The sequence below is a fragment of the Puribacter membranae genome (assembly GCF_055380425.1).
In genome coordinates, this window is sequence record NZ_AP040167.1 from 2,494,601 (window position 1) to 2,517,131 (window position 22,531).

Annotated in this window: 24 protein-coding genes; 13 read left to right on the top strand and 11 right to left on the bottom strand. The window is 54.5% G+C overall.

The features are described from left to right. Window positions 1-2 precede the first annotated feature (2 nt). Window positions 3-401 (bottom strand): cation:dicarboxylate symporter family transporter, encoded by a 399-nt coding sequence (locus tag ACZ41M_RS12170; RefSeq protein ID WP_464730918.1) that lies wholly within the window; start codon window positions 399-401, stop codon window positions 3-5. 155 nt (window positions 402-556) lie between these two features. On the opposite strand from ACZ41M_RS12170, the gene ACZ41M_RS12175 reads away from it, so the two are divergent. Continuing rightward, window positions 557-1,048, top strand: coding sequence for a YbaK/EbsC family protein (locus tag ACZ41M_RS12175; protein WP_464730917.1), 492 nt, complete (start codon window positions 557-559; stop codon window positions 1,046-1,048). Further along, window positions 1,045-1,740 carry an aspartate/glutamate racemase family protein gene (locus tag ACZ41M_RS12180; protein WP_464730916.1) on the top strand — a complete coding sequence of 232 codons (696 nt, stop codon included), beginning with the start codon at window positions 1,045-1,047 and terminating at the stop codon, window positions 1,738-1,740. The genes ACZ41M_RS12175 and ACZ41M_RS12180 overlap by 4 nt, the downstream gene beginning before the upstream one ends. 59 nt (window positions 1,741-1,799) lie before the next feature. On the opposite strand, the gene ACZ41M_RS12185 is transcribed toward ACZ41M_RS12180, so the two are convergent. Beyond that, the gene (locus ACZ41M_RS12185; RefSeq protein ID WP_464730915.1) at window positions 1,800-3,071 is read right to left on the bottom strand and encodes a bifunctional O-acetylhomoserine aminocarboxypropyltransferase/cysteine synthase; all 1,272 of its coding nucleotides are present in this window, start codon (window positions 3,069-3,071) and stop codon (window positions 1,800-1,802) included. 215 nt (window positions 3,072-3,286) lie between these two features. Here ACZ41M_RS12185 and ACZ41M_RS12190 point away from each other — a divergent pair, with 215 nt between their 5' ends. From ACZ41M_RS12190 to ACZ41M_RS12215, 6 genes are all read left to right on the top strand, one after another. Beyond that, entirely contained in the window at window positions 3,287-3,751 is a 465-nt protein-coding gene (locus tag ACZ41M_RS12190) for a hypothetical protein (RefSeq protein WP_464730914.1), read from the top strand. Window positions 3,752-3,949: 198 nt separating this feature from the next. Then, complete coding sequence (locus ACZ41M_RS12195; RefSeq protein WP_464730913.1) at window positions 3,950-4,219, top strand: cupin domain-containing protein; 270 nt, start codon at window positions 3,950-3,952, stop codon at window positions 4,217-4,219. A 166-nt stretch (window positions 4,220-4,385) separates the two neighbouring features. Continuing rightward, entirely contained in the window at window positions 4,386-4,979 is a 594-nt protein-coding gene (locus ACZ41M_RS12200; protein WP_464730912.1) for an isochorismatase family protein, read from the top strand. Further along, entirely contained in the window at window positions 4,976-5,623 is a 648-nt protein-coding gene (locus tag ACZ41M_RS12205; RefSeq protein ID WP_464730911.1) for a DJ-1/PfpI family protein, read from the top strand. Before ACZ41M_RS12200 ends, ACZ41M_RS12205 begins: the two co-directional genes overlap by 4 nt. Beyond that, window positions 5,620-6,531: an EamA family transporter gene (locus ACZ41M_RS12210; protein WP_464730910.1), complete on the top strand. Its 912-nt coding sequence runs from the start codon at window positions 5,620-5,622 to the stop codon at window positions 6,529-6,531. Before ACZ41M_RS12205 ends, ACZ41M_RS12210 begins: the two co-directional genes overlap by 4 nt. Window positions 6,532-6,724: 193 nt before the next feature. Continuing rightward, window positions 6,725-7,654, top strand: coding sequence for a GlxA family transcriptional regulator (locus ACZ41M_RS12215; RefSeq protein ID WP_464730909.1), 930 nt, complete (start codon window positions 6,725-6,727; stop codon window positions 7,652-7,654). A 105-nt stretch (window positions 7,655-7,759) separates the two neighbouring features. Here ACZ41M_RS12215 and ACZ41M_RS12220 read toward each other — a convergent pair whose 3' ends face one another. Genes ACZ41M_RS12220 through ACZ41M_RS12230 form a run of 3 tightly spaced genes read right to left on the bottom strand, consistent with a single transcriptional unit; the run spans window position 7,760 to window position 9,948 of the window. Beyond that, entirely contained in the window at window positions 7,760-8,161 is a 402-nt protein-coding gene (locus ACZ41M_RS12220; protein WP_464730908.1) for a GFA family protein, read from the bottom strand. A 15-nt stretch (window positions 8,162-8,176) separates the two neighbouring features. Beyond that, window positions 8,177-9,040: an alpha/beta fold hydrolase gene (locus tag ACZ41M_RS12225; RefSeq protein ID WP_464730907.1), complete on the bottom strand. Its 864-nt coding sequence runs from the start codon at window positions 9,038-9,040 to the stop codon at window positions 8,177-8,179. An 11-nt stretch (window positions 9,041-9,051) separates the two neighbouring features. Further along, window positions 9,052-9,948, bottom strand: coding sequence for an outer membrane protein assembly factor BamD (locus tag ACZ41M_RS12230; protein WP_464730906.1), 897 nt, complete (start codon window positions 9,946-9,948; stop codon window positions 9,052-9,054). Here ACZ41M_RS12230 and rluD point away from each other — a divergent pair. From rluD to ACZ41M_RS12255, 5 genes are all read left to right on the top strand, one after another. Further along, on the top strand, window positions 9,947-11,077 hold the full coding sequence (gene rluD / locus ACZ41M_RS12235; protein WP_464730905.1) for a 23S rRNA pseudouridine(1911/1915/1917) synthase RluD: 1,131 nt from the start codon (window positions 9,947-9,949) through the stop codon (window positions 11,075-11,077). The two genes, ACZ41M_RS12230 and rluD, sit on opposite strands and share 2 nt — an antisense overlap. Further along, the gene (pgeF, locus tag ACZ41M_RS12240; protein WP_464730904.1) at window positions 11,070-11,903 is read left to right on the top strand and encodes a peptidoglycan editing factor PgeF; all 834 of its coding nucleotides are present in this window, start codon (window positions 11,070-11,072) and stop codon (window positions 11,901-11,903) included. The genes rluD and pgeF overlap by 8 nt, the downstream gene beginning before the upstream one ends. Window positions 11,904-12,003: 100 nt before the next feature. Then, window positions 12,004-13,590, top strand: coding sequence for an apolipoprotein N-acyltransferase (gene lnt, locus ACZ41M_RS12245; protein ID WP_464730903.1), 1,587 nt, complete (start codon window positions 12,004-12,006; stop codon window positions 13,588-13,590). Between the two features lies 1 nt (window position 13,591). Continuing rightward, the gene (locus ACZ41M_RS12250) at window positions 13,592-14,920 is read left to right on the top strand and encodes a DUF445 domain-containing protein (protein ID WP_464730902.1); all 1,329 of its coding nucleotides are present in this window, start codon (window positions 13,592-13,594) and stop codon (window positions 14,918-14,920) included. A gap of 48 nt (window positions 14,921-14,968) precedes the next feature. Continuing rightward, complete coding sequence (locus tag ACZ41M_RS12255) at window positions 14,969-15,406, top strand: hypothetical protein (RefSeq protein ID WP_464730901.1); 438 nt, start codon at window positions 14,969-14,971, stop codon at window positions 15,404-15,406. Window positions 15,407-15,444: 38 nt separating this feature from the next. Here ACZ41M_RS12255 and ACZ41M_RS12260 read toward each other — a convergent pair whose 3' ends face one another. The 6 genes from ACZ41M_RS12260 to mutL form a co-directional block, all read right to left on the bottom strand. Further along, window positions 15,445-15,591 (bottom strand): DUF2062 domain-containing protein, encoded by a 147-nt coding sequence (locus ACZ41M_RS12260; protein WP_464730900.1) that lies wholly within the window; start codon window positions 15,589-15,591, stop codon window positions 15,445-15,447. Continuing rightward, window positions 15,573-16,940, bottom strand: coding sequence for a glycosyltransferase family 39 protein (locus ACZ41M_RS12265; RefSeq protein ID WP_464730899.1), 1,368 nt, complete (start codon window positions 16,938-16,940; stop codon window positions 15,573-15,575). The genes ACZ41M_RS12260 and ACZ41M_RS12265 overlap by 19 nt, the downstream gene beginning before the upstream one ends. Window positions 16,941-17,164: 224 nt before the next feature. Further along, window positions 17,165-17,677: a DUF2062 domain-containing protein gene (locus ACZ41M_RS12270; protein WP_464730898.1), complete on the bottom strand. Its 513-nt coding sequence runs from the start codon at window positions 17,675-17,677 to the stop codon at window positions 17,165-17,167. 109 nt (window positions 17,678-17,786) lie between these two features. Continuing rightward, the gene (gene glmM / locus ACZ41M_RS12275) at window positions 17,787-19,136 is read right to left on the bottom strand and encodes a phosphoglucosamine mutase (RefSeq protein ID WP_464730897.1); all 1,350 of its coding nucleotides are present in this window, start codon (window positions 19,134-19,136) and stop codon (window positions 17,787-17,789) included. Between the two features lie 143 nt (window positions 19,137-19,279). Next, entirely contained in the window at window positions 19,280-20,119 is an 840-nt protein-coding gene (gene folP / locus ACZ41M_RS12280; protein WP_464730896.1) for a dihydropteroate synthase, read from the bottom strand. Window positions 20,120-20,272: 153 nt separating this feature from the next. Further along, entirely contained in the window at window positions 20,273-22,255 is a 1,983-nt protein-coding gene (mutL, locus tag ACZ41M_RS12285) for a DNA mismatch repair endonuclease MutL (protein WP_464730895.1), read from the bottom strand. Window positions 22,256-22,531: the final 276 nt, after the last annotated feature.

The window sequence follows — 22,531 nt, forward strand, 5'->3', positions numbered from 1 at the left end:
TCTTACACCTTAGCCACGTCTTTGGAAGCAAAGCTGCTGATGCTGGCATTGATGCCCACACCCGGTTTGGCGATGTGGCCGACCAGAAAACCTGCGGCCAACGCGAGGGTTGAAACCACTTCAAAGTAAATCAAGGCTTTCAAACCGACGCGACCCATTTGTCCCAAATCACGCATATTGGCAATGCCCGCGACGATGGTACAAAAGATGATCGGCGTGATCACCATTTTCACCAAATTAATGAATGCTTTGCCCAACGGCTCTAAGCTCACGCCAAACTTAGGATAAAAGTGACCGATCAAAATACCCAAGACAATGGCGATTAACACCTGAACATACAATACTTTGTACCACGGTTGAATGACTTTATCTTCGTCCATGTTGTAATCAGTTTTTAACATGATGACTCCTTTTTGTTTTTATTGAAAACGATTTCACAGTACAGCGGGGGCGAGTATAGAGCAATTGTGGAGGTTTTGTGGCAAAATTCTTCATAAATTTTTTTTACCATGCTTCATTTTTCAATTTATTTTTCTAAAGGCATACTGCATCAACCATGAGTTTAGACACCGTTACCGAAGATTTAGCGCGCCGCGCGCCGCATTTGAAGATTGTTCAAGCCACTGAACCGACGCCGACCGTCGCGACTGCTGCTGCGGTACATGGCGTGGAGCCCGGTCAGATTGCCAAAACCCTTGCTTTTTGGATTGGCGATCGTACACAAAACAAGGCGGTGCTGATCGTCGCCGGTGGCATGGCACGAATCGACAACAAAAAATTCAAAGAATGTTTCGGCTCGAAAGGTAAAATGCTCAATGCTGAGGAAGTGCTTGCGCTGACCTCGCATCCGGTCGGCGGCGTGTGTCCGTTTGGCTTGCCTGCGCCGCTGCCGATTTATTTGGAACAGAGTTTGCGTCGGTTTGATGCGGTAATGCCTGCGGCAGGCTGCACGCACAGTATGGTGCTGCTCGATTTGGCAGAGCTGGAGCGGCTCACCGACGGCGTTTGGGTGGATTTGGCGAAAGACGAACAAGAGGAAGAAGCATGAAAACCATCGGCCTGATCGGCGGCATGAGCTGGGAGTCCACGATTCCGTACTATCGCACGATTAATGAAACGGTAAAACAGCGTTTGGGTGGTCTGCATTCGGCGAAAATCGTGCTGTACAGCGTGGATTTTCACGAGATTGAGCAATTGCAACGCAGCGGCGACTGGCAGCGCGCAGGTGAACTATTGGCGCAAGCGGCGCAGGCCTTGGCGCGCGCGGGTGCGAACTGCATCGTGTTGTGCACCAACACCATGCACAAGGTTGCGCCACAGATCGAGGCGGCAGTGGGGATTCCGTTGCTGCATATTGCTGATGCGACGGGGCAAGCTATTCGCCGTGCGGGATTGAACAAAGTGGCTTTGCTCGGCACACGCTTCACGATGGAGCAGGATTTTTACAAACAGCGCTTGAGTGAGCGGCATGCAATTGACGTGGTTGTACCCAATGAGATGGAGCGCGAGGTGGTGCATCGGGTGATTTACCAAGAGTTATGCTTGGGGCAAATCCAGCTCGAGTCGCGCGCCGCCTATCGCCGCATCATGCAGCGGCTGGTGGAGCAGGAAGCTGCGCAGGCGATCATTTTGGGTTGCACCGAGATTTCATTGCTGGTTGATCAAAGTGATGCGTCTGTACCCTTATTTGATACCACGGCGATTCATGCGCAGGCGGCGGCCGAGTTTGCGCTCAGCTAAGTGGATGAACTAAAAAAAGCGGCGCTGAATGTAGCGCCGCTTTTGCTTGGTGTGGGGATTTACGCTTGATCCAAAGCCTGCGCCAAATCCGCGATGATGTCGTCCACATGCTCAATCCCGACCGACAGGCGCACCATATCGACCGAAACGCCCGCTTTGGCCAGCTCTTCTTCGTTCAATTGGCGGTGCGTGGTGGAGGCCGGATGGCAGGCGAGGCTTTTCGCGTCGCCGATATTGACCAGGCGCGTGACCAATTGCAAGGCGTCAATGAATCGCGCGCCCGCTTCTGCGCCGCCTTCGACCCCGAAGGATAGAATCCCCGAGGCTTTGCCGCCGAGGTATTTTTGCACCAAGCCGTTTTGCGGATGTGTGCTTAATCCGGCGTAGTTGACCCATTTGACTTTCGGGTGGTTTTCTAAATATTGCGCCACGGCCAACGCGTTGTCCGAGTGGCGTTCTATGCGCAGTGGTAAGGTTTCCAAGCCCTGTAAAATCAAAAATGCGTTCATCGGGCTGATGGCCGCGCCAGTGTTGCGCAGCGGTACGACGCGCGCACGGGCGATGAATGCTGCTGCGCCGAGGGCTTCGACGTAGTTCACACCGTGGTAGCTTGGGTCTGGCGTGTTCAGCAGAGGGAAACGCTCGGCATGCTCGCCCCACGGGAATTTGCCACTGTCGATGATCGCGCCGCCGATGCTGGTACCATGGCCGCCGATGTATTTGGTCAAGGAGTGTACGACGATGTCGGCGCCGTGTTCAAACGGGCGCATCAATGCGGGCGTGGCGACGGTGTTATCCACCACCACGGGTACGCCGTGGCGGTGCGCGATGGCGCTGATGGCTTCGAGATCAACGACGTTGCCCAGCGGATTGCCGATGGTTTCGGCGAACACCAGTTTGGTTTTGTCGTCAATCAGCTTTTCCAAAGACGCTGGGTCGCGGTAGTCGAAAAAGCGCACTTCGATGCCTTGTTTGGGCAAGGTATGCGCGAATAAATTGTAGGTACCGCCGTAGAGTGTGGAGACCGATACGATGTTGTCGCCTGCTTGTGCGATGGTTTGAATCGCGTAGGTGATCGCTGCCATGCCGGAGGCGAGTGCGAGTCCGCCGATGCCGCCTTCGAGTTGCGCCACGCGTTCTTCCAGCACCGCTGTGGTGGGATTCATGATGCGGGTATAGATATTGCCCTGAACCTTGAGGTCGAACAAATCCGCGCCATGCTGCGTGTTGTCAAATGCATACGAGGTGGTTTGGTAAATCGGCACGGCGACCGCTTTGGTGGTTGGATCTGGGCTGTAACCGGCGTGAATGGCGAGGGTTTCGAGTTTCATAGGTCTCCTTCGTTGCGTTAAATTAAATTCCAATAAGGAATTATAAATGGGCTAAATTATATTCAAAACAAATTTAATTGAATAATCTTATCAGGGATCAGTGGTTTTGGCTATGGGTTTAAAAAGGATGGAAATAAGTTCGCGCGGTTGGTACGCAGGCATAATAAGTACATGGTTTGGTTTCATTATGTGTATTTTAAAAAAGAGGAGTGACTATGCGAGTGACGACTTCCTACAAAAACTGGGCGATGGCTATGGTGGCGATTTTGGGGGTGGTTTCAACATCAGCGTTGGCTCAATCATCCGAGCGACGCACTCCGCGTAGCGCCGTCGCTATTCCAACGATTTATCAAACCATACCGGTGAAAGCGGCTGTGTGCACCGATGATGTAGTCACTTGCGGTCGCAATATTCTCTATGCGCTGCCTGCGCCCCATACACCGAGCGAGCTGAGTGACGAGCTGGACACAGTGGGACAAGATGAGGTATTTCACTTTAGAAACGGTGTGGTGGTGTATCTGCTGACCATTCATGGTGTGCAAGACGACGCGATTCGCGCGGAACGCTACCGCGTGTCGTTCCGACAAGGTGAGGACGGTTTGCACTTGGTGCAAGTCGGGCGTCAACAGCAATGCGCGCGCGGCCATGTCCGCGGCTGGACGATGCGGTCGTGCCCGTAATGCCAAATTAACGTCAAACGAATGCTCTATTGTCGTTGAGCTAAAGTCGTTGAACTAAAAGTCCCTGCGGTAAACCGTAGGGATTTTTGTATGTGTGTCAGGTGGCGTGGTTTGTCCGTTGATGAGTCCATTTGGGCGTTTTTTGGACTATGAACGGCGTTGCGTGTGTGTTTCCATCCTTGCTTTTAGGAGACCCGTATGACGCCGATTCATTTATCACATTTCTTTGAACAAGCGCTCGCCCAACCGTGGCAGGAAGTCCCGATTGCGCAAGTGGATCATTACCAATGGCGCATGATTTATGCGTTGGGTGAGTATCCGTGGCATCAGCATGATGAGCGCGACGATTGTTTTTGGGTGCTTAAGGGATGCTTGGGTGTGGCATTGCCTGATGGTGTGGTTCAAGTAGGTTCAGGAGAAATATTCGTTGTGCCGCGTGGCGTTCGACACCAGACCCTTTTCAGTTGAGGGGGCGTATGTGTTGTTGTTTGAGCCAATCGCTTGAATGTTAGACCTTGTCCTTTTTTACACCTATTTGGTCTGTAATGCCTCTGATTATGGGGTATAAAGTAACGTATCGTATAGTCTGTTATTGAAGTGCCATCATTGAAGCGCCATCAACATAGGAGCCGTCATGACCGAATCTCAAATGCCCCGCGCGAAACATGCCCTGCTGGTGATTGACGTGCAGGATTCCTTTTATCACACGTCGTTTTGGTCGGATGCGGGCTTTGCGACGTATCAGGCGAACCAATTGGCGCTAATTTTGGCGGCGCGGCGTGCGGCTGTGCCGGTGATTGGCGTACTGCATGCGAATCCGAACAGTGATACGCCCGCTTTTCGTCCTGAATCGGGACGGGTGCGGTTTATGGACTGGCTGCCGCCGATGGATACGGTGTTTCGCAAAACAGTACACAATGCGTTTACCGACAGCGGGCTGCTCGCGTATCTGCATGAGCAGGACATCACTAATCTGACCATCAGTGGGATTCGCACCGAGCAGTGTTGCGAGACGACAGCGCGCGTGGCTGCGGATTTGGGCTTTGCGGTCTCTTTGGTGACTGAGGCGACCTTGACTTTTGGTATGACGCATGCCGACGGCACGCGGTTTTCTGCTGAGGAGATTAAAAAACGCACCGAGTTGGTATTGGACGGACGTTTTGCGCAGATCAAAAGCGTGGCGCAGGTGAGCGCGGACTGGTTGGCACAATCGGCAGACGTATCATGAATAGCACGACCCGTGACATCATTCACGTCGGTATGGTGGCTTTTGATGAGATGGAGCTACTCGATTTTGCCGGCCCCTACGAGGTTTTTACCACCGCCTCGCGCGTGTGCGAAAAATTCGGTTCGCCCATGCGTTTTGTGGTGAAAACGGTGGCACAACAGCGGCGGATGCTTCATGCACGCGCGGGTCTGGGTATCATGCCGGACGTGGGATTGGTGGAATCCGAGCGCGCGCAGCCATGCGATGTGCTGATCGTCCCGGGCGGCGTGGTGACGGATGCACTCCGACAAACGGATTTGCTCGACTGGTTACGGACGACGCACGCTCAGACACGTTATACCGCTTCGATTTGCACCGGTGCGTTTTTACTGGCGCAAGCGGGTATTTTGCGGCAGACGGCGACGACGCACTGGGAAGATATCGCCGATCTGCGCGCGGCATATCCACAGTTGACGGTGCGCGAGGATGTGCGTTGGGTGCAGGATGGCGCTGATGCGCGCGTATACAGCTCGGCTGGTATTTCGGCGGGAATTGATTTATCGTTGCATCTGGTGGCGCGACTCATTGGCAGCGAATGGGCGCAGAAAACGGCACGGCAGATGGATTATCGGGGTAGCTGGCAATCGAATAAGGAATCATCATGAGTGTATCGCATGTATTGCAAGCCTTGCTGGTGGTGCTGATCTGGGGTGTGAACTTTGTGGTGATTCGGTGGGGATTGAACGAGGTACCGCCGTTTTTATTGGCCGCCGCGCGTTTTTCGCTGGTGGTTTTTCCGGCGATCTTTTTCATTAAAAAACCCAATGTGCCGTGGCGTTGGTTAATCGCGTATGGCTTATTCAATAGCTTCGGGCAGTTCGCCTTTTTATTCTGGGCGATGAAGGTCGGGATGCCAGCGGGTTTAGCCTCGGTGGTGCATCAGGCGCAGGTGTTTTTCACGCTGATTTTTTCGGTGCTGATTTTGCAGCAGCGCACGCAAGTCACGCAATGGTTGGGGCTAATGATTGCGGTATTGGGTTTGGCTTTGATTGCGTATGGTAAAAACGTCGGCTCGGCGGCGGGAATGCAGATGACTACCGTCGGTTTGTTGCTCAATCTTTTGGGCGCGGCCTCTTGGGCGATGGGCAATGTGGTGGTCAGCGCGATGCGCCGCGCAGGCATTCAACCGGAGCCGTTTGGTTTGGTGATTTGGTCAAGTTTGATCCCGATTCTGCCGTTTTTGCTGATTTCTGGGTTGTTTGAACGCCATGTCTATCCCGATTGGCAGGCCATCAGTTGGCACAGCATTGTGTCTGCCTTGTACTTGGCATGGGCTGCAACATTATTGGGTTATGGTCTGTGGAGTCGTTTGCTCAGTCAATATGAACCGAATCGGGTGGCGCCGTTTACCTTGCTCGTGCCGGTGGTTGGTTTGCTCACGGCGTGGCTGGTGTTGGGCGAGCGACTTAATCAATGGCAGTTATGGGGCAGTGCGTGCTTGTTGATCGGGTTGGCGGTCAATGTTTTGGGGCTGCGCGCATGGCGTGCATGGCTCGCATGGCGTCATCGTTAAGGAAATACGGAAAAAGTAAACGCCTACTTTTTCCGTGCTTAGTATTGGAAATTTTGTCAGGGGAATCCTGACAAAATTTGAACAAAATCAAAATATTAAAATTGTGAATGCTTTCAAGTATGCTTGCCTATAAATGCTTGAGCTGAAAAACATACTTATTCCGCGTTTTCTTAAATAGAGAAGGGATGGCTTGATGAATGTGTATGTGGTTTTGCTGCCCAGCGTATTGCTCACCGATTTGGCCGCACCGTTGGATGCATTGCGCTATGCGCGGCGATTTGGTGCGGAACTGGAGGTGCGCCTGATTTCACCATCGGCTCAGGTCGAGAGTTTGTTTGGCTTGCGTTTATCGGGTATGGAGGCCTTGCCCGAACAGTTACAGACCGGTGATTTAGTGGTACTGCCCGGTGCGATGGATGAGCATTTGGCCTATCGTGGCGCGGCGGGTGTCGCTTTGTCCGATTGGCTCAGAGAACGCTTTGATCCGCAGGTGCATCAGGCGTTGTGCATTTGTTCGGGCGTGTTTTTATTGGCTCAGGCGGGTTTGCTGGAGCAGGTGAAATGCACCACGCATCATGAGCTGACCGATGAGTTGCGGCAGTGGAGCCCGTCCGCTGACGTGCTGGAAAATCGGGTGTTTGTCGATGACGGGGCAATTTTGAGCAGTGCGGGCATCACGGCGGGATTTGATCTGATTTTGTATTGGCTGGCGCAACGCTTTGGGCACGAATTGGCGCTGAAAGTCGCGCGGCACATGAATGTCTATTTTCGCCGCATGCCGCATGATTCGGCATTGTCACCGTGGTTGATCGGTCGCTCGCACATGCAGATGGCGGTGCATCGGGTACAGGATGCGATTGCTGCCGACCCGAGCGCGAACCACGATGTGGCGAGTTTGGCGCAGATTGCGTATGTCAGTCCAAGGCATTTGACGCGGATTTTCAAGCAAACCACGGGTATGACGGTGCATGCGTATCAATTGGCGCTCAAACACGCGTTGTTTGAGCAATGGCGCGCGAGTGGCTTGAGCCAAGAGAAAGCTGCGCTGGCGGCGGGCTTTTCGTCGGCGAACAGTTGGCGGCGCTCGAAACAGGCCGCTCTTGATCCGCCACTGTATGAATGAGCTAAATTGATTTGCTCATCACTTCCATTCGGTTTCCTTTAACCGTAATCGCCTGAAAATTTGGTATGACTGTCAAAAAACCAGAATGCAACCAGATGCTTTGATTCAATCCGATTCAATCGGCAGATGGCTGTCAATTTGCATCCAATCCACTCGGCTGTCATGGTGAATGTGTGCTTCGGGCGTGCGGTCAATTGGTGTGTTGAACAGTGCGCGCGCGATGTGTAATTCGCCTGCTTCGCGTTCGGATTGGAAAAACATCGGGCTACCGCAGTGGCTGCAAAAGCCGCGTTGACTGGCGTATTGCGGGGTGCGAAACCAGCGCAAGGCGTGCTGCGCATCGTTGATCTGTACCTGCGCTTCATCAAACCCCACCCAAGTGACAAAGGCTGCGCCGTGCGCGCGTTGGCAACGCGTGCAGTGACAATGCACCACCCATTTTGAGGGTAATTGAGCGGAAAAACGCACGGCGCCGCACAGGCAGCTTCCGTGTGCGGTGTTTGGCATGGGGATTTCCTTGGTTTACGCCTGAATCAGGCGAACGATGTCGTCGAATACCTGCGCACGGTTGGCCTCGTTCAGGATTTCGTGACGCAGTTGGGGGTATTCAATTTGCGCGGTGGCCAGACCGAGTTTTTGCAGGCGTGGCAGCAGTGCGCGTGGACCTTTGCCCATCTGGGTGACGGGGTCGTCGGCGCCCCAGACCATGAGTATGGCGGTGTTTTTGTCGATTTTCGCCAATTCTTGGGTGCGAAACACGTGGCGCATGAAGTCGAACATCTCGACATAGTAACGTGGCGCGATGGGTTGGCCGCACATTGGGTCGTCGATGTAGTGTGCGATGTTGCCTTCGTCCAAACTGAGCCAGTCAAACTCGGTGCGATTGGGTTTGAATTCGCGGTTGAACTGTTTGAATGTGGTCATGAAGACGGATGGTTTGGTCGGGCGCAGACGCGCTTCCAGTTTCGCCAGACGATAGCCGGTGCTGAGCAGCCACGGTGGATTGGTCGGGATGGCGGAGAGGATGATCTGGCGCAGACCGCTGTGTGTCTGGGCGTAGCGCAGGGCGACGGTTGAGCCCATGCTGTGCCCAAACAGGATGTTTGGCAGATTGTTGTCAAATGAGGCGAATAACTGCTCGATGTCTGTGAATATTTGCGCTGCGCCACCGTCAATCGGATCGCCAAAATCGCCCAGTTGTCCGGCTTTGAGGTGCTGGCCGTGGCCACGCAGATCGAAGGTGATGACGTTACCGCCGTGCTGCGCCAGATGGCGGGCAAAGTCATGGTAGCGCCCGCCGTGCTCCATCATGCCATGTACCAGCACGATATTAAACCGTGCGGTACCGTCAACTGTGGTGGCCGGGAAGCGGTCGTGTGCGATCATATGGGGATGGTTTATTCAGGTTTTGGTACGTCAACCGGAGCCAATTCTTTGGCCGCAGGAGCGCTTGGTGCCGGTGCTTTGTCGGATTTTTTCCAGAATTTCCAGCTCGATTGGCGCGCGGCGTCCAGTTTGCCGGTGGAGTTCGGGAAGTTGGCGTGCAGCACTTTGAGTGTGTCGTCACGCATTTCCGGCATTTTCAAGGCATCGTAAGAGTTGGCAATGATAATCAGTGCCGGTTCTACCGCCGGTGTGCCGTCGAAGTTTTGCAATACGCTTTGTGCACGGTTGATCGCGGCCAAGTACGCATCGCGGTCGTAGTAGTAACGCGCCACGGCTAATTCTTGACGCGCCAAGGTGTCCACCACTTCAATCATGCGTTTGCGCGCGTCCGGTGCATAGCGGCTGCCGGGGAATTTGGTCACCAAGGTTTTGAAGGACTCAAAGGCTTCGGTGGCGGCTTTCGGGTCGCGCGCGCCGCTGACATCTTTGGTAATCAAGGCTTTGAGAAAACCGGTGTTTTGGTTGTAATTGATGATGCCTTTGAGGTAATACATATAGTCCAGCTTCGGATGCGAGCCGTTCAAGGTGATGAAACGATCCGCCGCAGCGAGTGCTTTGGTCTTGTTTTCATCTTTCCAGTACACATACGGCAGCTCCAATTGCGCTTGGGTCGCCTGTGCCGAGAATGGATATTGTGCAATCGTTGCTTCTAAGACTTGCGCGGCACGGGTATAATCACCCGCAATCATTTGGTCGCGCCCCTCTGCATAGAGTCGATCCACGCTCCAGCCGGCGAATTCGTTTTTCTCCTTGGTGGCGCAACCGGTCAACAGGCTAAAGGCGAGTGCAAACAAAGCCAACAGGCGCGTAAATGACCACATCGAATTTTTTTGGATAGTTAAGATCATGACAAAACCTTCTGTAGGTAAACTGGTAGACACGCAGTATAACGAGTTGAACAACGACTTGGGAGACGATTATAGCGCATGGGATGAGGATGTGGCATTAAATCCCGCCATTTCTCTCAATTTGGATCCTATCACCCTCACCGTAGACGATTCGGCCAGCGGCAAGCGTTTGGACGCCGCATTGGCGCTGATGTTGCCCGAGTTTTCCCGCTCGCGCCTGCAAAAATGGCTCAAAGACGGGCAAGTGAGCTGCAATGGCGCGGTGGAATTGTCTCCGCGGCGGATTGTATACACACATGATGTACTGAATGTGCAACCGCAGGCCTCGGATGAGATGAAAGCCTACACCGCGCAGGAAATCCCGCTGGATGTGGTGTATGAGGACGACGATATCTTGGTCATCAATAAACCCGCAGGACTGGTGGTGCATCCGGGTAGCGGCAATTGGGAAGGCACTTTGCTCAACGGTCTGCTGTTCGCTTACCCAAACATCTCACAAGTACCGCGCGCGGGCATCGTGCATCGTTTGGACAAAGAAACCTCCGGCCTGATGGTCGTGGCGAAAACCGTGCAAGCGCAGACCGAACTCGTGCGCCAGTTGCAAGAGCGTACAGTGAAGCGTCGCTATCTCGCCATTGTGCAGGGTGAACTGGATGCATTCGGTACAGTGGACGCGGGCATCGGTCGCAATCCGCAAGATCGGCTGAAAATGGCCGTGCTGGTCGGACAAAGCGGTAAACCCGCGCGCACGCATTACCAAAGCCTCGGTTTTTGGCAATACCTGCAAAAATCCTACTCCATCGTGGTGTGTCAACTCGACACCGGACGCACGCACCAAATCCGCGTACATATGCAGCACATCGGCCATCCGTTGGTCGGCGACCCGTTGTACGGTGAAAAGCGTGGCGCACGCAGCAGTATTCTCAAAGGTGCGGCGGGCGAATTGGACTTTAAACGCCAAGCACTGCACGCCTATCAGCTCGGGCTGATTCACCCGCGCAGCGGCGAATACATGAGCTGGCAATGCCCGCTGGCCGAGGACATGGTGGATTTGCTCGCCGCGATGGGCGTGGCGCATCTGCCACTGCCCGAGCCGGACATGGAGATGGAGGTTTTGAACGATGAATAGTTGGCACACGCGTGTGCGCCATGCGCTGTTACCCGATTGGGCGGCTCCGGCAAACGTTCATGCGCTGATGACCACGCGCGTGAACGCTATTGACGGGAGCATGGGTGCGAGTAGGGGCGTTTATGGTGACGTGCAGGGGCAAAAAGGCTTCAATCTCGCCACGCACGTCGGTGATGCACCCGATGCCGTGGCGCACAATCGTCAACTGCTGCGGCAGATTTTGCCGAGCGAGCCGCTGTGGTTGAATCAAACGCATGGCGTGGCGATTGCACGGCACAGCGATGCGGAGGTTTGTCCCGAAGCGGACGCCGTGCTGTTGACCGAGCGCAATCAGGTCGGCGTGATTATGACCGCCGATTGTTTACCCGTGCTGTTCACCACGCGCGCGGGCACGATGGTCGCGGGCGCGCACGCCGGTTGGCGCAGTTTGGTCAGTGGCATTTTGGAAAAAACCGTCGCGGCGATGGCGCAGGCCGGGGCGGAACGCACAGATATTTTGGTATGGTTAGGCCCAGCAATTGGGCCGATGCAGTTTGAAGTCGGCGCCGAGGTGCGCGAGGCGTTCATCGAAGCGGGACGCGCGCTGGGTATCTCTGCTGAGCAAACCGACGCGTGCTTTGTCGCACGGAGCAACGATGGCAATGCCTCTCAAAAATACCTCGCCGACATCTACGCACTGGCGCGCCAGCGGCTACAATGTGCCGGATTACACGCAACGCAAATCAGCGGCGGCGGACTGTGTACGGTCAGCGACGCACAGCGGTTTTATTCGTATCGTCGCGATGGTACGACGGGGCGTATGGCCAGTTTGATTTGGTGGGAATGAATGGTAGGGGCGCGTGGTCGTCCCGATTGAATAGACTGTGAATGATGGGCGCAATCATGCGCCCCTACGATGTAGGCCGCCGCATAGGCAAAAGGATGGTATGAAACAACGTTGGTTATTGTATCTATTGATGATGTGTCTGGGCGTGGCGCATGCGCAGACGTTCACGCTGTGGCCGTCGGGCGGATTGCAAATTTTGATTTTGAGTTTGGCGTGGGCGGTGGTGGCGACGGCGAAGCCAGAACAGCGTCCCGTGCGGCAGATGTTTGTTTTTGCGTTGGCGTGGATGGTGTCGGGGCTGTACTGGGTGCATTTCAGTATGCATGACATTGGTGGTTTGCCAACGGTGTTGTCGGCGTTGGCCATCGTTGGTTTGTCGTGCTATTTGGCGAGCTATTACGCGCTGGCGGCGTGGTTGTGGCGGCGGTTTTTTACGCAGCGTAACGTGTCGGATTATGGGGTTGCTCTGCCGATGCTGTGGTTGGCGGCGGAGCTGGCGCGTGGTTATGTCTTTGGCGGTTTTCCGTGGCTGATGACGGGTTATGCGCAGGTGGATAATGTCTTGCTCAAGGGCTTTTTCCCTGTGGTGGGTGCGTATGGCGTGAGTGCGCTGGCGGCGCTGTTGTCGGGTGTATTAACGTTGCTGTGGGTGAATGTGCGCGCGAAGCAGGGGCAGTTTTCGATGCGCTCGTGGGCGTTCGCTGGCGTGAGCGCGGCGTCGGTTGCGGTGTTGGGGTTGATTGCGCAGGGGGTGAATTGGGGTAAGCCGGTTCAGTCACCGGTGTCGGTGCGGGTGTTTCAGCCGAATGTGGCGCAGACGATCAAGTTTGACCGCGAGGAAATCGCGCGCACCACGCGCAATACGCTGATGGGCGCGATCAACAGCACCGCGCAGTTGACGGTGTTTCCCGAGACGGTGATGCCGTATCCGTGGAATCAGGCACCGGAGCAGGGTTTAGTGGCGCTGCGTGATGCGCTGAATCAGTCCAAAGCGGCGGGGCAAAACCGTGCGGTTTTGCTCGGCGGTGTGGGCATTGAGGGCGCGCAGTATTTCAACAGCGGCTTGTGGTTGGACGCGAATCAGGATGTGTTCAATCCGGCGCGCTATGACAAAATCCATTTGTTGCCGTTCGGCGAGATGGTTCCGTGGGGCTTTCAGTGGTTTGTCGATGCGATGAATATTCCGCTCGGTGGCTACGGCTATGGTCAGTCGCGCCAGCCGTTTGATTTGATCACGCCCAATGGTGCGGTCAAAGTGGCGACGAATATTTGCTATGAAAATGTGTTCGGCGAGGAGCTGGCGGCGTTTCATGTGGATGGTCAAGCCCCGAATATTTGGGTGAATCAGACCAATCTGGGTTGGTTTGGTGACGCGCGCACCAGTCCGGCGCATGTGCAGTTTTTGGCGATGTCGCAGGCGCGTGCGATGGAGTTGGCGCGGCCGATGATCGTTGTGACCAACACGGGAATTTCCGCTCACATCACGCCGGATGGTGTGGTTGCGGCGGATTTGCCTGCACAAAAAGAAGCAGTGGGCAACTGGTCGGTGCAGCCGTATGAGGGGCAAACGCCGTTCATCGCATGGCGCAATGTGCCGCTGTTTCTGCTGTTGATCGTGTTCGGCGGTTGGTTGTATTGGGATAAACTGCGCCAGCGTCGGCGCGAAGCGAATTTTCGTTTGAAATGATATGAGCAAAGAACTGGCGTCGATCAGCGACGCGCTTCCAAAAAAACGGCCGGTGCGCCAATGGGCGCTCGGTTTGCTCGTTCTGAGCATCCTTGTTTGGCTCAGCACCTTGTATTTGCAACGACTTCACCCTGATTGGGCGTGGCTCGGTTATGTCAAAGCCTTTGCCGAGGCGGCGTGTATCGGCGGCATGGCCGACTGGTTCGCCGTGGTCGCGTTGTTCCGCCATCCGATGGGCGTGCCGTTGCCGCACACCGCGATTTTACCGGCCAAGCAAGCACAGCTCGCGCGCGGCGTGGCGGATTTTATCGGCACACATTTTCTTGAACCGCGGATGATTGCGGAGCAGGCATTAAAGCTCCAAGTAGGTCAACGTGTCGCCGACTATACGCAAAAGAACCTCACCGTCGATGCGATTGCCGAGCGTTTGCCTGCCGCGTTGAGCGCCATTGTCGCCAAACTGCCCGAAACCGCGCCCGAGGCGTGGCTGCATGCAGGGCAAAAATCCCTGAAAGAGTACGCCACGGGCGAACGGCTCGGGCGTGGCGCGGCGAAAATCGTGGGCTGGGCACAATCCGAGCGCGCCGATCAATGGCTGATCAATCGCTTTGCACAAGCGACACTGCAATTTTGCACCGCCGAGGATGCGGTCGAACGCATTCGTCCGTGGCTGCAACAAATGGCCAAACAAGCCGCCGCAGAAAACGCGACGTGGTGGGATAAATTCAAAACCCAAGTGACCGGTCAGGCGATGGATTTGGTCGATGACTGGCTGATCGAAAAAATCCTCAACGCTGGTGCGACGCTGGCACAAAAGGTGCTGGATGAGCCGGATCACCCGATTCATCTGTGGTTTGCGTCGCAATGTCTGAATTGGCAATATCAACTGAACGAAAATCCCAAAGCGCACGACTGGCTACAACGCCACGCGCAAAACGGGCTGGATAACGCCATGTTTACCGAATGGCTCGGGCGCATGTGGACGCGCGTGCATGCGTGGCTCACCGATATGAGCGCCGGACGTACGCCGCAGATCGAGTATCTCGCGCAAATGTTGTACGACGCCATCAGCCACCAACTGGCGCAACCCGAGCGCCAAACCCAGCTGTCTGAAGCCGCCGCGAATATCAGCGCACGTGTACTCGATAGTCAGCAGGACAATATTCGCAACTGGATGACCGCGCAGCTCAATGCATGGAGCAAAGAGCGACTGAATGAGGCGCTCGAAAATGCGATTGGCAACGATCTGCAATACATCCGCATCAACGGCACGCTGATTGGTGGCTTGATCGGCTTGATTTTGTATGTGGTGAGCGGGTGGTTGGGGTGAATAGAAGTTAATTTTTTGGTTGGCTGATTTTTTTGAAAGAGGCTAAATATGTTCAAAAGACTGTTTATCGCTGTAATTTTATTGGGTTCTATGAGCGCAAATGCCGCTAACCCTATCTCAGAATTGGATTTCGGTACCTACGAATTGGTCCGTGTTGATGGTCAGTTGACTGGAATGCAAATGCGGTTGTCAAAAGCTAATGGCACTTGGCTTATGGAGGGAAGAGAGGGTGGTTCGTGGGAAAATATCAGTTGTGATAGGGGGTGTGATTACAGACTATCCACAACAAAAGAGTCAGCGATGTATTTAAACTCGTTTCCAGTCGAAGTACAAACTCAATTTAACATTGCTTGTATTCAAAATGTAGCGAATGCTTTTTGTCGACTCAATCAAAAAACTGAATCATCAAAAGGATTTTACGCTTTGGTCACTTTGGTAGCAGGAAGACCGATCCCTATCTTATTGAAAAAGATAGCTAAACCATAAACGAGTTTACGCTTTGCCATAAAAAACCAGGGGCTTGATTATTGAGGGTGTTTCTCCTTATGCCGCCGCCAAAAAAATTGCACGCCGATGTAGCCGATCACGGCAAATACCGAACCCATGAGTAAAACTCCGAGCGCCAGTGGCGTACTGAATTGTCGTTCAACAATTACCGAAATGAGCGACAATCAGTCGGCACATACGCACGCCAATGAACAATCAGGGGTTCGCGTTCCGGATTTTGAGGCCATGCAAACTGCCAAATGCCTTCTGCTGTAGCCAATGCCGCGATATTTGGTTGATCTAGATATGGTATTTCATCATGTTCGCCGTCACGCCAAACCTGCAGGAGGCCACGCGATTCAATCCGCTGGGCATTCATCCACGGCGAAAAAGCAGCGTTGGGTGCAATCAATATGGATGGCTGACTTTTTGCGTCGGTGGTGATTAATCCCGCGAGCCAATATTGGCCGCCGACAGCATCGAGAGGGCAATGCGACAGGGATTGCCAGGTTTGTTGTGCCTGCAGGGATATAGCGACTTGCGGCCAGTGCATGCGGCCGGGCTTGCCGGTCAAACGTGCACCTGAGGCGGTATACAAGATCATGACGAGGGTAATCAGTATTAAAAACACACACAACCCGGTATAGAGACGTTTGCTCAATACCACCATGTCCGCATCATCGATGAACAGCAATAAAACGATGCCTGAATAATTCCACATCGGTGTGCCCCACATATCACGCAAACCGATACCGAAGAGCAAGCCCAAACTTGTGGTCAGCAAGGCAGGGCCAAATGCCATGACTACCAGCATTTTTTCATCATGGCTCAATGAAATGGGACGACGCAAATAGCGGTATACCCCGCAGATCAGGATCATGATCATTAATATGAGATGATTGACCGCTTGAGTACCGAGAAATTTAAATGCATTTAAACGCCCGCCCGAGCTTTCCGCTTCGCCTGAGCGTCCCATGGCGTAGGTAAATGGCAGCCAGTCATGTGTAGCCAACCAGATAAGGTGTGGAAGAAAAATGAGCGTCATGAGAGTGATGGCTAACCACGGATTGAGCGTCAGCCAGCGTGAGCGCTGTTTTGAGACCAGCGAATACAGCAGCAGGGTGATTAACAGCAAGGTGACCGAATATTTGGTCAACAAGCCCAGTCCCGCACAAATGCCGAAGCCAATCCAAGCGGAGCGGCGATCATCATCCCATGCGTGATAAAAAGTCAAACAAATACCTGCCCAAATCGGTAGCTGGGCAATATTGTGATTAAACTCCAATGTCGGCCAGGTGTAATAAAACACCGCCATCAGTAACAAACTGCCGGTTAAAGCCTTTCGTGGCGAAACAATGTGTCGTCCCAATTGATAGACCATGACCAACGTAGCGATGATGCACAACTGACTGAGCAAATAAGGGCCGATATGTCCCAATATTTGAAAAGATAGAACCAATAGCCATGAGGGCAAGGGGGGGTGTTTGTAGTAACCCAATTGCCATTCCCTTCCCCAGTTGATACCTTCGATCACATCCAGAGGAAAACTCGGCGCCAAGAGTGTGGGTAAAGTACTCCACAAGAAAAAATACAGTGTGAGTAAACTACCGAGAATGAGATTTTGCCGACGCATATGCCGTCCTTTTATGTTGTGTGTATGATCAGAGTCAGCAGGTATTATTTTCTGAGTGATTCAGATCATTAATGGTATGCTGCTAATTGAATGACTGAATACTGATCGCGCGTCATTCACGAACACTATTTATTACCGTATTTCGCCTTATGCCGCCGCCAAAAAAATTGCACGCCGATGTAGCCGATCACGGAAAATACCGAACCCATGAGTAAAACTCCGAGCGCCAGCGGCGTACCGAATGCAGCAGCCCAGCGGCCAAAGTCGTGCCAGAATTGTTCATTGCCAAATTGCGGCATGATCAAATCGGCGTGGTTTTCCGAGCCATGCAGAAGCCAAAAGCCAATTTCATAAGCGAGGATGTACAGCGGCACGAGTGTCAACGGATTGGTATACAGTGTTGAAAACAAGGACACTGGCAAATGCACGCGCAGCAGATACGCGCAGATGAATGCGAACACAAACTGCGTGGGCGTCGGCATCATGCCACAAAATAGCCCGACCGCAACCGCGCGCGCGATGGATTCACGCTCAAACGCCCAAAAATGCTCATCGTCGAACCAACGCGCAAAGGGCTTGAACAGACGCGATTCAAAGATTTTTTCGCGAGTGGGGAGTTTGTGTTTCCAACGATTCATATAAAAAATGGTGTGGCGAACAGCATCGCCAGATCATTGTATGCTTTAGGGAATGGGGTTGGCTTGGTTCAGCAACCAACCACAAAATAGAGCCAGTAGTCGAGCGAGATTAGCTTTTCAGGCTATCCGCCATCAACTGCGCTTGTTCACGTGCCATCGTCGCGTCTTGCGCCTCAACCATCACGCGTACCAGCGGTTCGGTACCCGAGGCGCGAATCAGGATGCGGCCGGTATCGCCCAAAACCTGCTCGGCGTGCGCACGCGCGGCTTGTAGCGGTGCGTGGTTTTCCCAGTCAAAGCCTTTGACAATTTTGACATTGATCATGGTTTGCGGGTACATCTGCACGGGGCTGACCAGTTCGGCGAGCGTTTGACCGCTGCGGCGCGTGGCTGAGAGTACTTGCAGCGCGCTGACCATGCCGTCGCCAGTGCTGTGCTTGTCCAGACAGAGGATATGGCCGGAGCTTTCGCCGCCGTACAGCCAGCCGCGTTCTTTGAGCTGCTCGAGTACGTAGCGGTCGCCGACTTTGGCGCGTGCGAACGGAATGCCGAGTTTTTCAAAGGCTTTTTCCAGTCCGAGATTGCTCATCAGGGTGCCGACCACGCCCGCAACCGGTGTGGTTCGGTGCTGGGTGGCGGCAACGGCGTACAGCAGTTGGTCGCCGTCGTATTCAAGTCCGCGCGCATCAACCATAACCAGTCGGTCGGCGTCGCCATCCAGCGCAATGCCCAGGTCAGCGTGGTGTTCGATCACCGCAGCACGCAACGCGCGGGGCGCGGTCGCACCGACTTCTTCATTGATATTAAAGCCGTTCGGGTGATTGCCCATCGGAATCACATCGGCGCCCAGCTCATGCAATACATGTTCGGCAATGTGGTAGGCCGCGCCGTTGGCGGTATCGACCACGATTTTCAGACCGCGTAGGTCTAAATCAGACGGGAAGGTGGATTTGCAAAATTCAATGTAGCGACCCGGTGCGTCGTCCAGACGTTTGGCGCGTCCCAGATGTTTGGAATCCACGCAGCCCATCGGCTCGTCGAGCAGGGCTTCGATTTCACGCTCTTTGTCATCGGGCAGCTTGTCGCCGCTGGCGGAGAAAAATTTAATACCGTTGTCGTGATACGGGTTATGCGATGCGGAGATCACCACGCCTGCTTGTAAACGCCATGCGCGTGTGAGGTAGGCAATTGCGGGGGTGGGCATGGGTCCGGTGAGCAGCACGTCCACACCGGCCGCGGTGAAGCCTGCCAGCAGCGCTGCCTCCAGCATATAGCCGGAAATGCGGGTATCTTTGCCGATCAATACGCGTGGCTTCACACCTTGGCTGGGTTTGACGGCTTCGTCATGTGCCAATACCAGTCCCGCCGCGTAGCCCAGTCGCATAACGAAATCGGGGGTGATCGGTGCAACACCGACTTGGCCGCGGACGCCGTCGGTACCAAAGTATTTACGTGACATGATGGATCCTATGGTTGTTGTGTTTTTTAGAGCAACGCGGATGGGTATGACAGGGCATGAGTGCCGCGCAGGTATTGCGACATTATTTCACAAGCAATGGGTACCTGTCACGCGCGCCGGGCGTTTGTATTGATTTTTGGCGATCACGCGGATTCGAAAAACTGCCATGTGCGAATGGCATCCACCGTTTGCGCCACATCATGCACACGCACAATGTGCGCGCCGTGTTGTAGCGCCCACAGCGCGGCGGCGACGCTGCCGGACACGCGGTCGGCGGCTGATTCACGTCCGGTGATGGTGCCGATCATGCGTTTGCGCGAAACGCCGACCAGCAGCGGCAAAGTGTGTTTGCCAGTCAATTGGGGTAAATGGCGCATCAGTGTCTGATTGTGCGCCAAGGTTTTGCCAAAGCCAAACCCCGGGTCAAGACACAGGCGCTCACGCGCCACGCCTGCTGTTATCAGGCGCTGAACTTGTTTGCCTAAAAATTGGGCGACTTCGGCGACCACATCCGCGTAGTGAGGGTCGGCCTGCATGTTTTGCGGTGTGCCTTGCATATGCATGATGCACAGTCCTGCATTACTGTCGGCGACCGCATCAATGGCGACGGGACTGTTAAAACCATTGATGTCGTTGATGATGTCCACGCCAAGGCTGAGTACTTCGCGCATGACGTAGGGTTTTTGCGTGTCAATGGACAAGGGTACGCCGCAGTCGATCAGCGCTTCGATCGCAGGTAAAATACGCCGCAATTCGTCGCAGGTACAGACTTTGGGCGCATTGGGGCGGGTTGATTCGCCGCCAATGTCAATGATGTCTGCGCCTTCGGCGATCATCTGATGCGCACGGTCAATCGCCAACTGCGGATCGAGATATTGTCCGCCGTCCGAAAACGAATCCGGCGTCATGTTCAAAACGCCCATGACATAGGGACGAGAGAGTTCCAAAGCATAGCGGCCGCATTGCCAGATGGGTGCTTTCATGGTTGTACTCAAATCGTTGGCTGAAGTGGGCGTATCGTTCTGCATCGTCGTTCTGCGTTGTCGCTCGTGGTTAAAATCGATGGCGCGGATTATAGCGTGCTTTGAAAAACGTCGCCGACGGCGGCTTTTTTGTCTATTTGAGGATTGCGATGATTACTGTCCGCGCATGAATAAGCCGTCCAATTGCTTCATCGACAGTTGCACCCACGTTGGACGGCCATGATTGCATTGATTGGCGCGTTCGGTCGCTTCCATATCGCGCAGCAATTGGTTCATCTCCGGTAATGTCAGTTGACGGTTTGCGCGCACGGCACCGTGACAGGCGAGCGTGCCGAGCAGCTCGTTGCGCCGCTCGGTCAGCACTTGGCTGGCGCCCAATTCAGCAATGTCGGCCAATACCGCACGCGCCAGTTCGATGGCGTCGGCTTGTTTGATCAGCGCGGGGACACTGCGAATGGCGATTTCTTGCGCGCCCAATGGCGACATATTCAGGCCGATTTGGCTCAATACCGCCGCTGTTTCCGGCTCGCCCAAGGTCGCCATTTCCACCGGACTGGCGGAAAAACTCAGCGGAATCAGCAGCTCTTGCTTGGCCAAAGCTTGCTCGTCCAGCGCGCATTTGAGTCGCTCGTACATAATGCGCTCATGCGCCGCGTGCATGTCAACCAGCACGGCGCCGTGGCTGTTTTGCGCCAAAATATACACGCCGTGAATCTGCGCCAAAGCGAAGCCCAGCGGATGGTCGGTTGGCTGCTCATGGTGTGTGTCGGCATTATTGGGTGCTGTTGGTGCTGTTGGTGCTGTTGGTGCGGTTGGTGCGGTTGGTGCGGTTGGTGCGGTTGGCGCGGTTGATATACCGTGCGCCATTGGTGCGTGAATGTCATTCAGTGGTGCGGGATTGAGCGGTTCAGACTGGCGCAGCAACTCCAAATAACTGCGCACGTTTTGCGACAGGGGCAAATTTTGCTGGGTTTGCGGGCGGAAAGGTTGCGCCGGTGCATGCTGGGGTGATGGGCTGGATGGAGCGGTATGTGCGTTGTCATTGGGTGACGCAGGCACTGAGTTGTTGGCGCTGAATGCGTGCAGGGAATCATGCTCGGTGGGTGCGGCAAAATGCGCCGTGCGCTGCGCCGCCGTTTGCGCCAAGGCTTTTTTCAAGCTATGCGAAATGAATTGATGCACCGCACCGCTGTCGCGAAAGCGCACCTCAGTTTTTGCCGGATGCACGTTCACATCCACGCTGTGTGCGGGAATGTCGAGAAACAGCACAAATGCGGGATGACGCTGATGATGCAAAATATCGGCGTAGGCGGCGCGAATCGCGTGATTGACCACCTTGTCGCGCACAAAGCGCTGATTCACATAGGCGTACTGCGTATCGGCGCGGGCGCGGGCCGCATCGGCGGGAAATACCAGTCCGGTGATATTCAGTTCGCCACTGGATTGCGACAGCCAAATGAGGTTTTCGGGCAACTGGTTCGCCAACACATCCTGAATGCGGTTTTGCCAATCGGTCGCCGGATAGTGCGCGTTGACCTTGCCCTGATGATGCAGTTTGAAGGTGCAATGCGGGTTCGCCAGCGCGATGCGGGTAAACACTTCGGCGCAATGCGAGTACTCCGTCGCATCGGTTTTGAGAAATTTGCGCCGTGCGGGTGTATTGAAATACAAATTCGCCACCTCTATCCGCGTACCGATCCCACCCGCTGTCGCCGAAACCTGCCATGCGCCGCTGTGGTTCTCAATGCAACTGGCGTGTGCCGACGCATCGGTGCGCGAGGAAACGCGCATACTCGATACCGAGGCGATCGAGGCCAGCGCCTCACCGCGAAACCCCATGGATTCGACGTGCTCCAACTCGTCCAATGAGCGGATTTTGCTCGTCGCGTGACGCGTCACGGCCAAGGGCAACTGCTCGGCTGATATGCCGCAACCATTGTCCGAGAGTTCGATCAGCGTTTTGCCACCGTCGACCAAGCGCAAAGTGATGTCGGTCGCGCCTGCATCCAGCGCATTTTCCAGCAACTCCTTGACCACTGAGGCAGGCCGCTCGACCACTTCGCCGGCGGCAATTTGGCTGATGAGCTGGTCGGGTAGCTGGATGATGTCGCGTTGTGGGGCGAGGCGGATTTTCATAAGTATTCGTTTGTAAAATGATTGAGCTGGGATTTTAACCCGTGCGGGCATTTCTGTGGGACTTGCCTGTGAAATATGACAGGGAATCAGATGCGTATTGCTTCGCTTCGAATCCTACGTTTTTGCGGTTGAGTCTTGTATAATGTGCCAAAACCCATTTCAGCAATAGGATAGAGACATAATGGTGACACAGGCTTCAACGACGCAAACCGGCACCCCAAGCAGCGCACAATCCAAACATGACCCATTGGCGGCGATTCGCCCCGATATGAATCA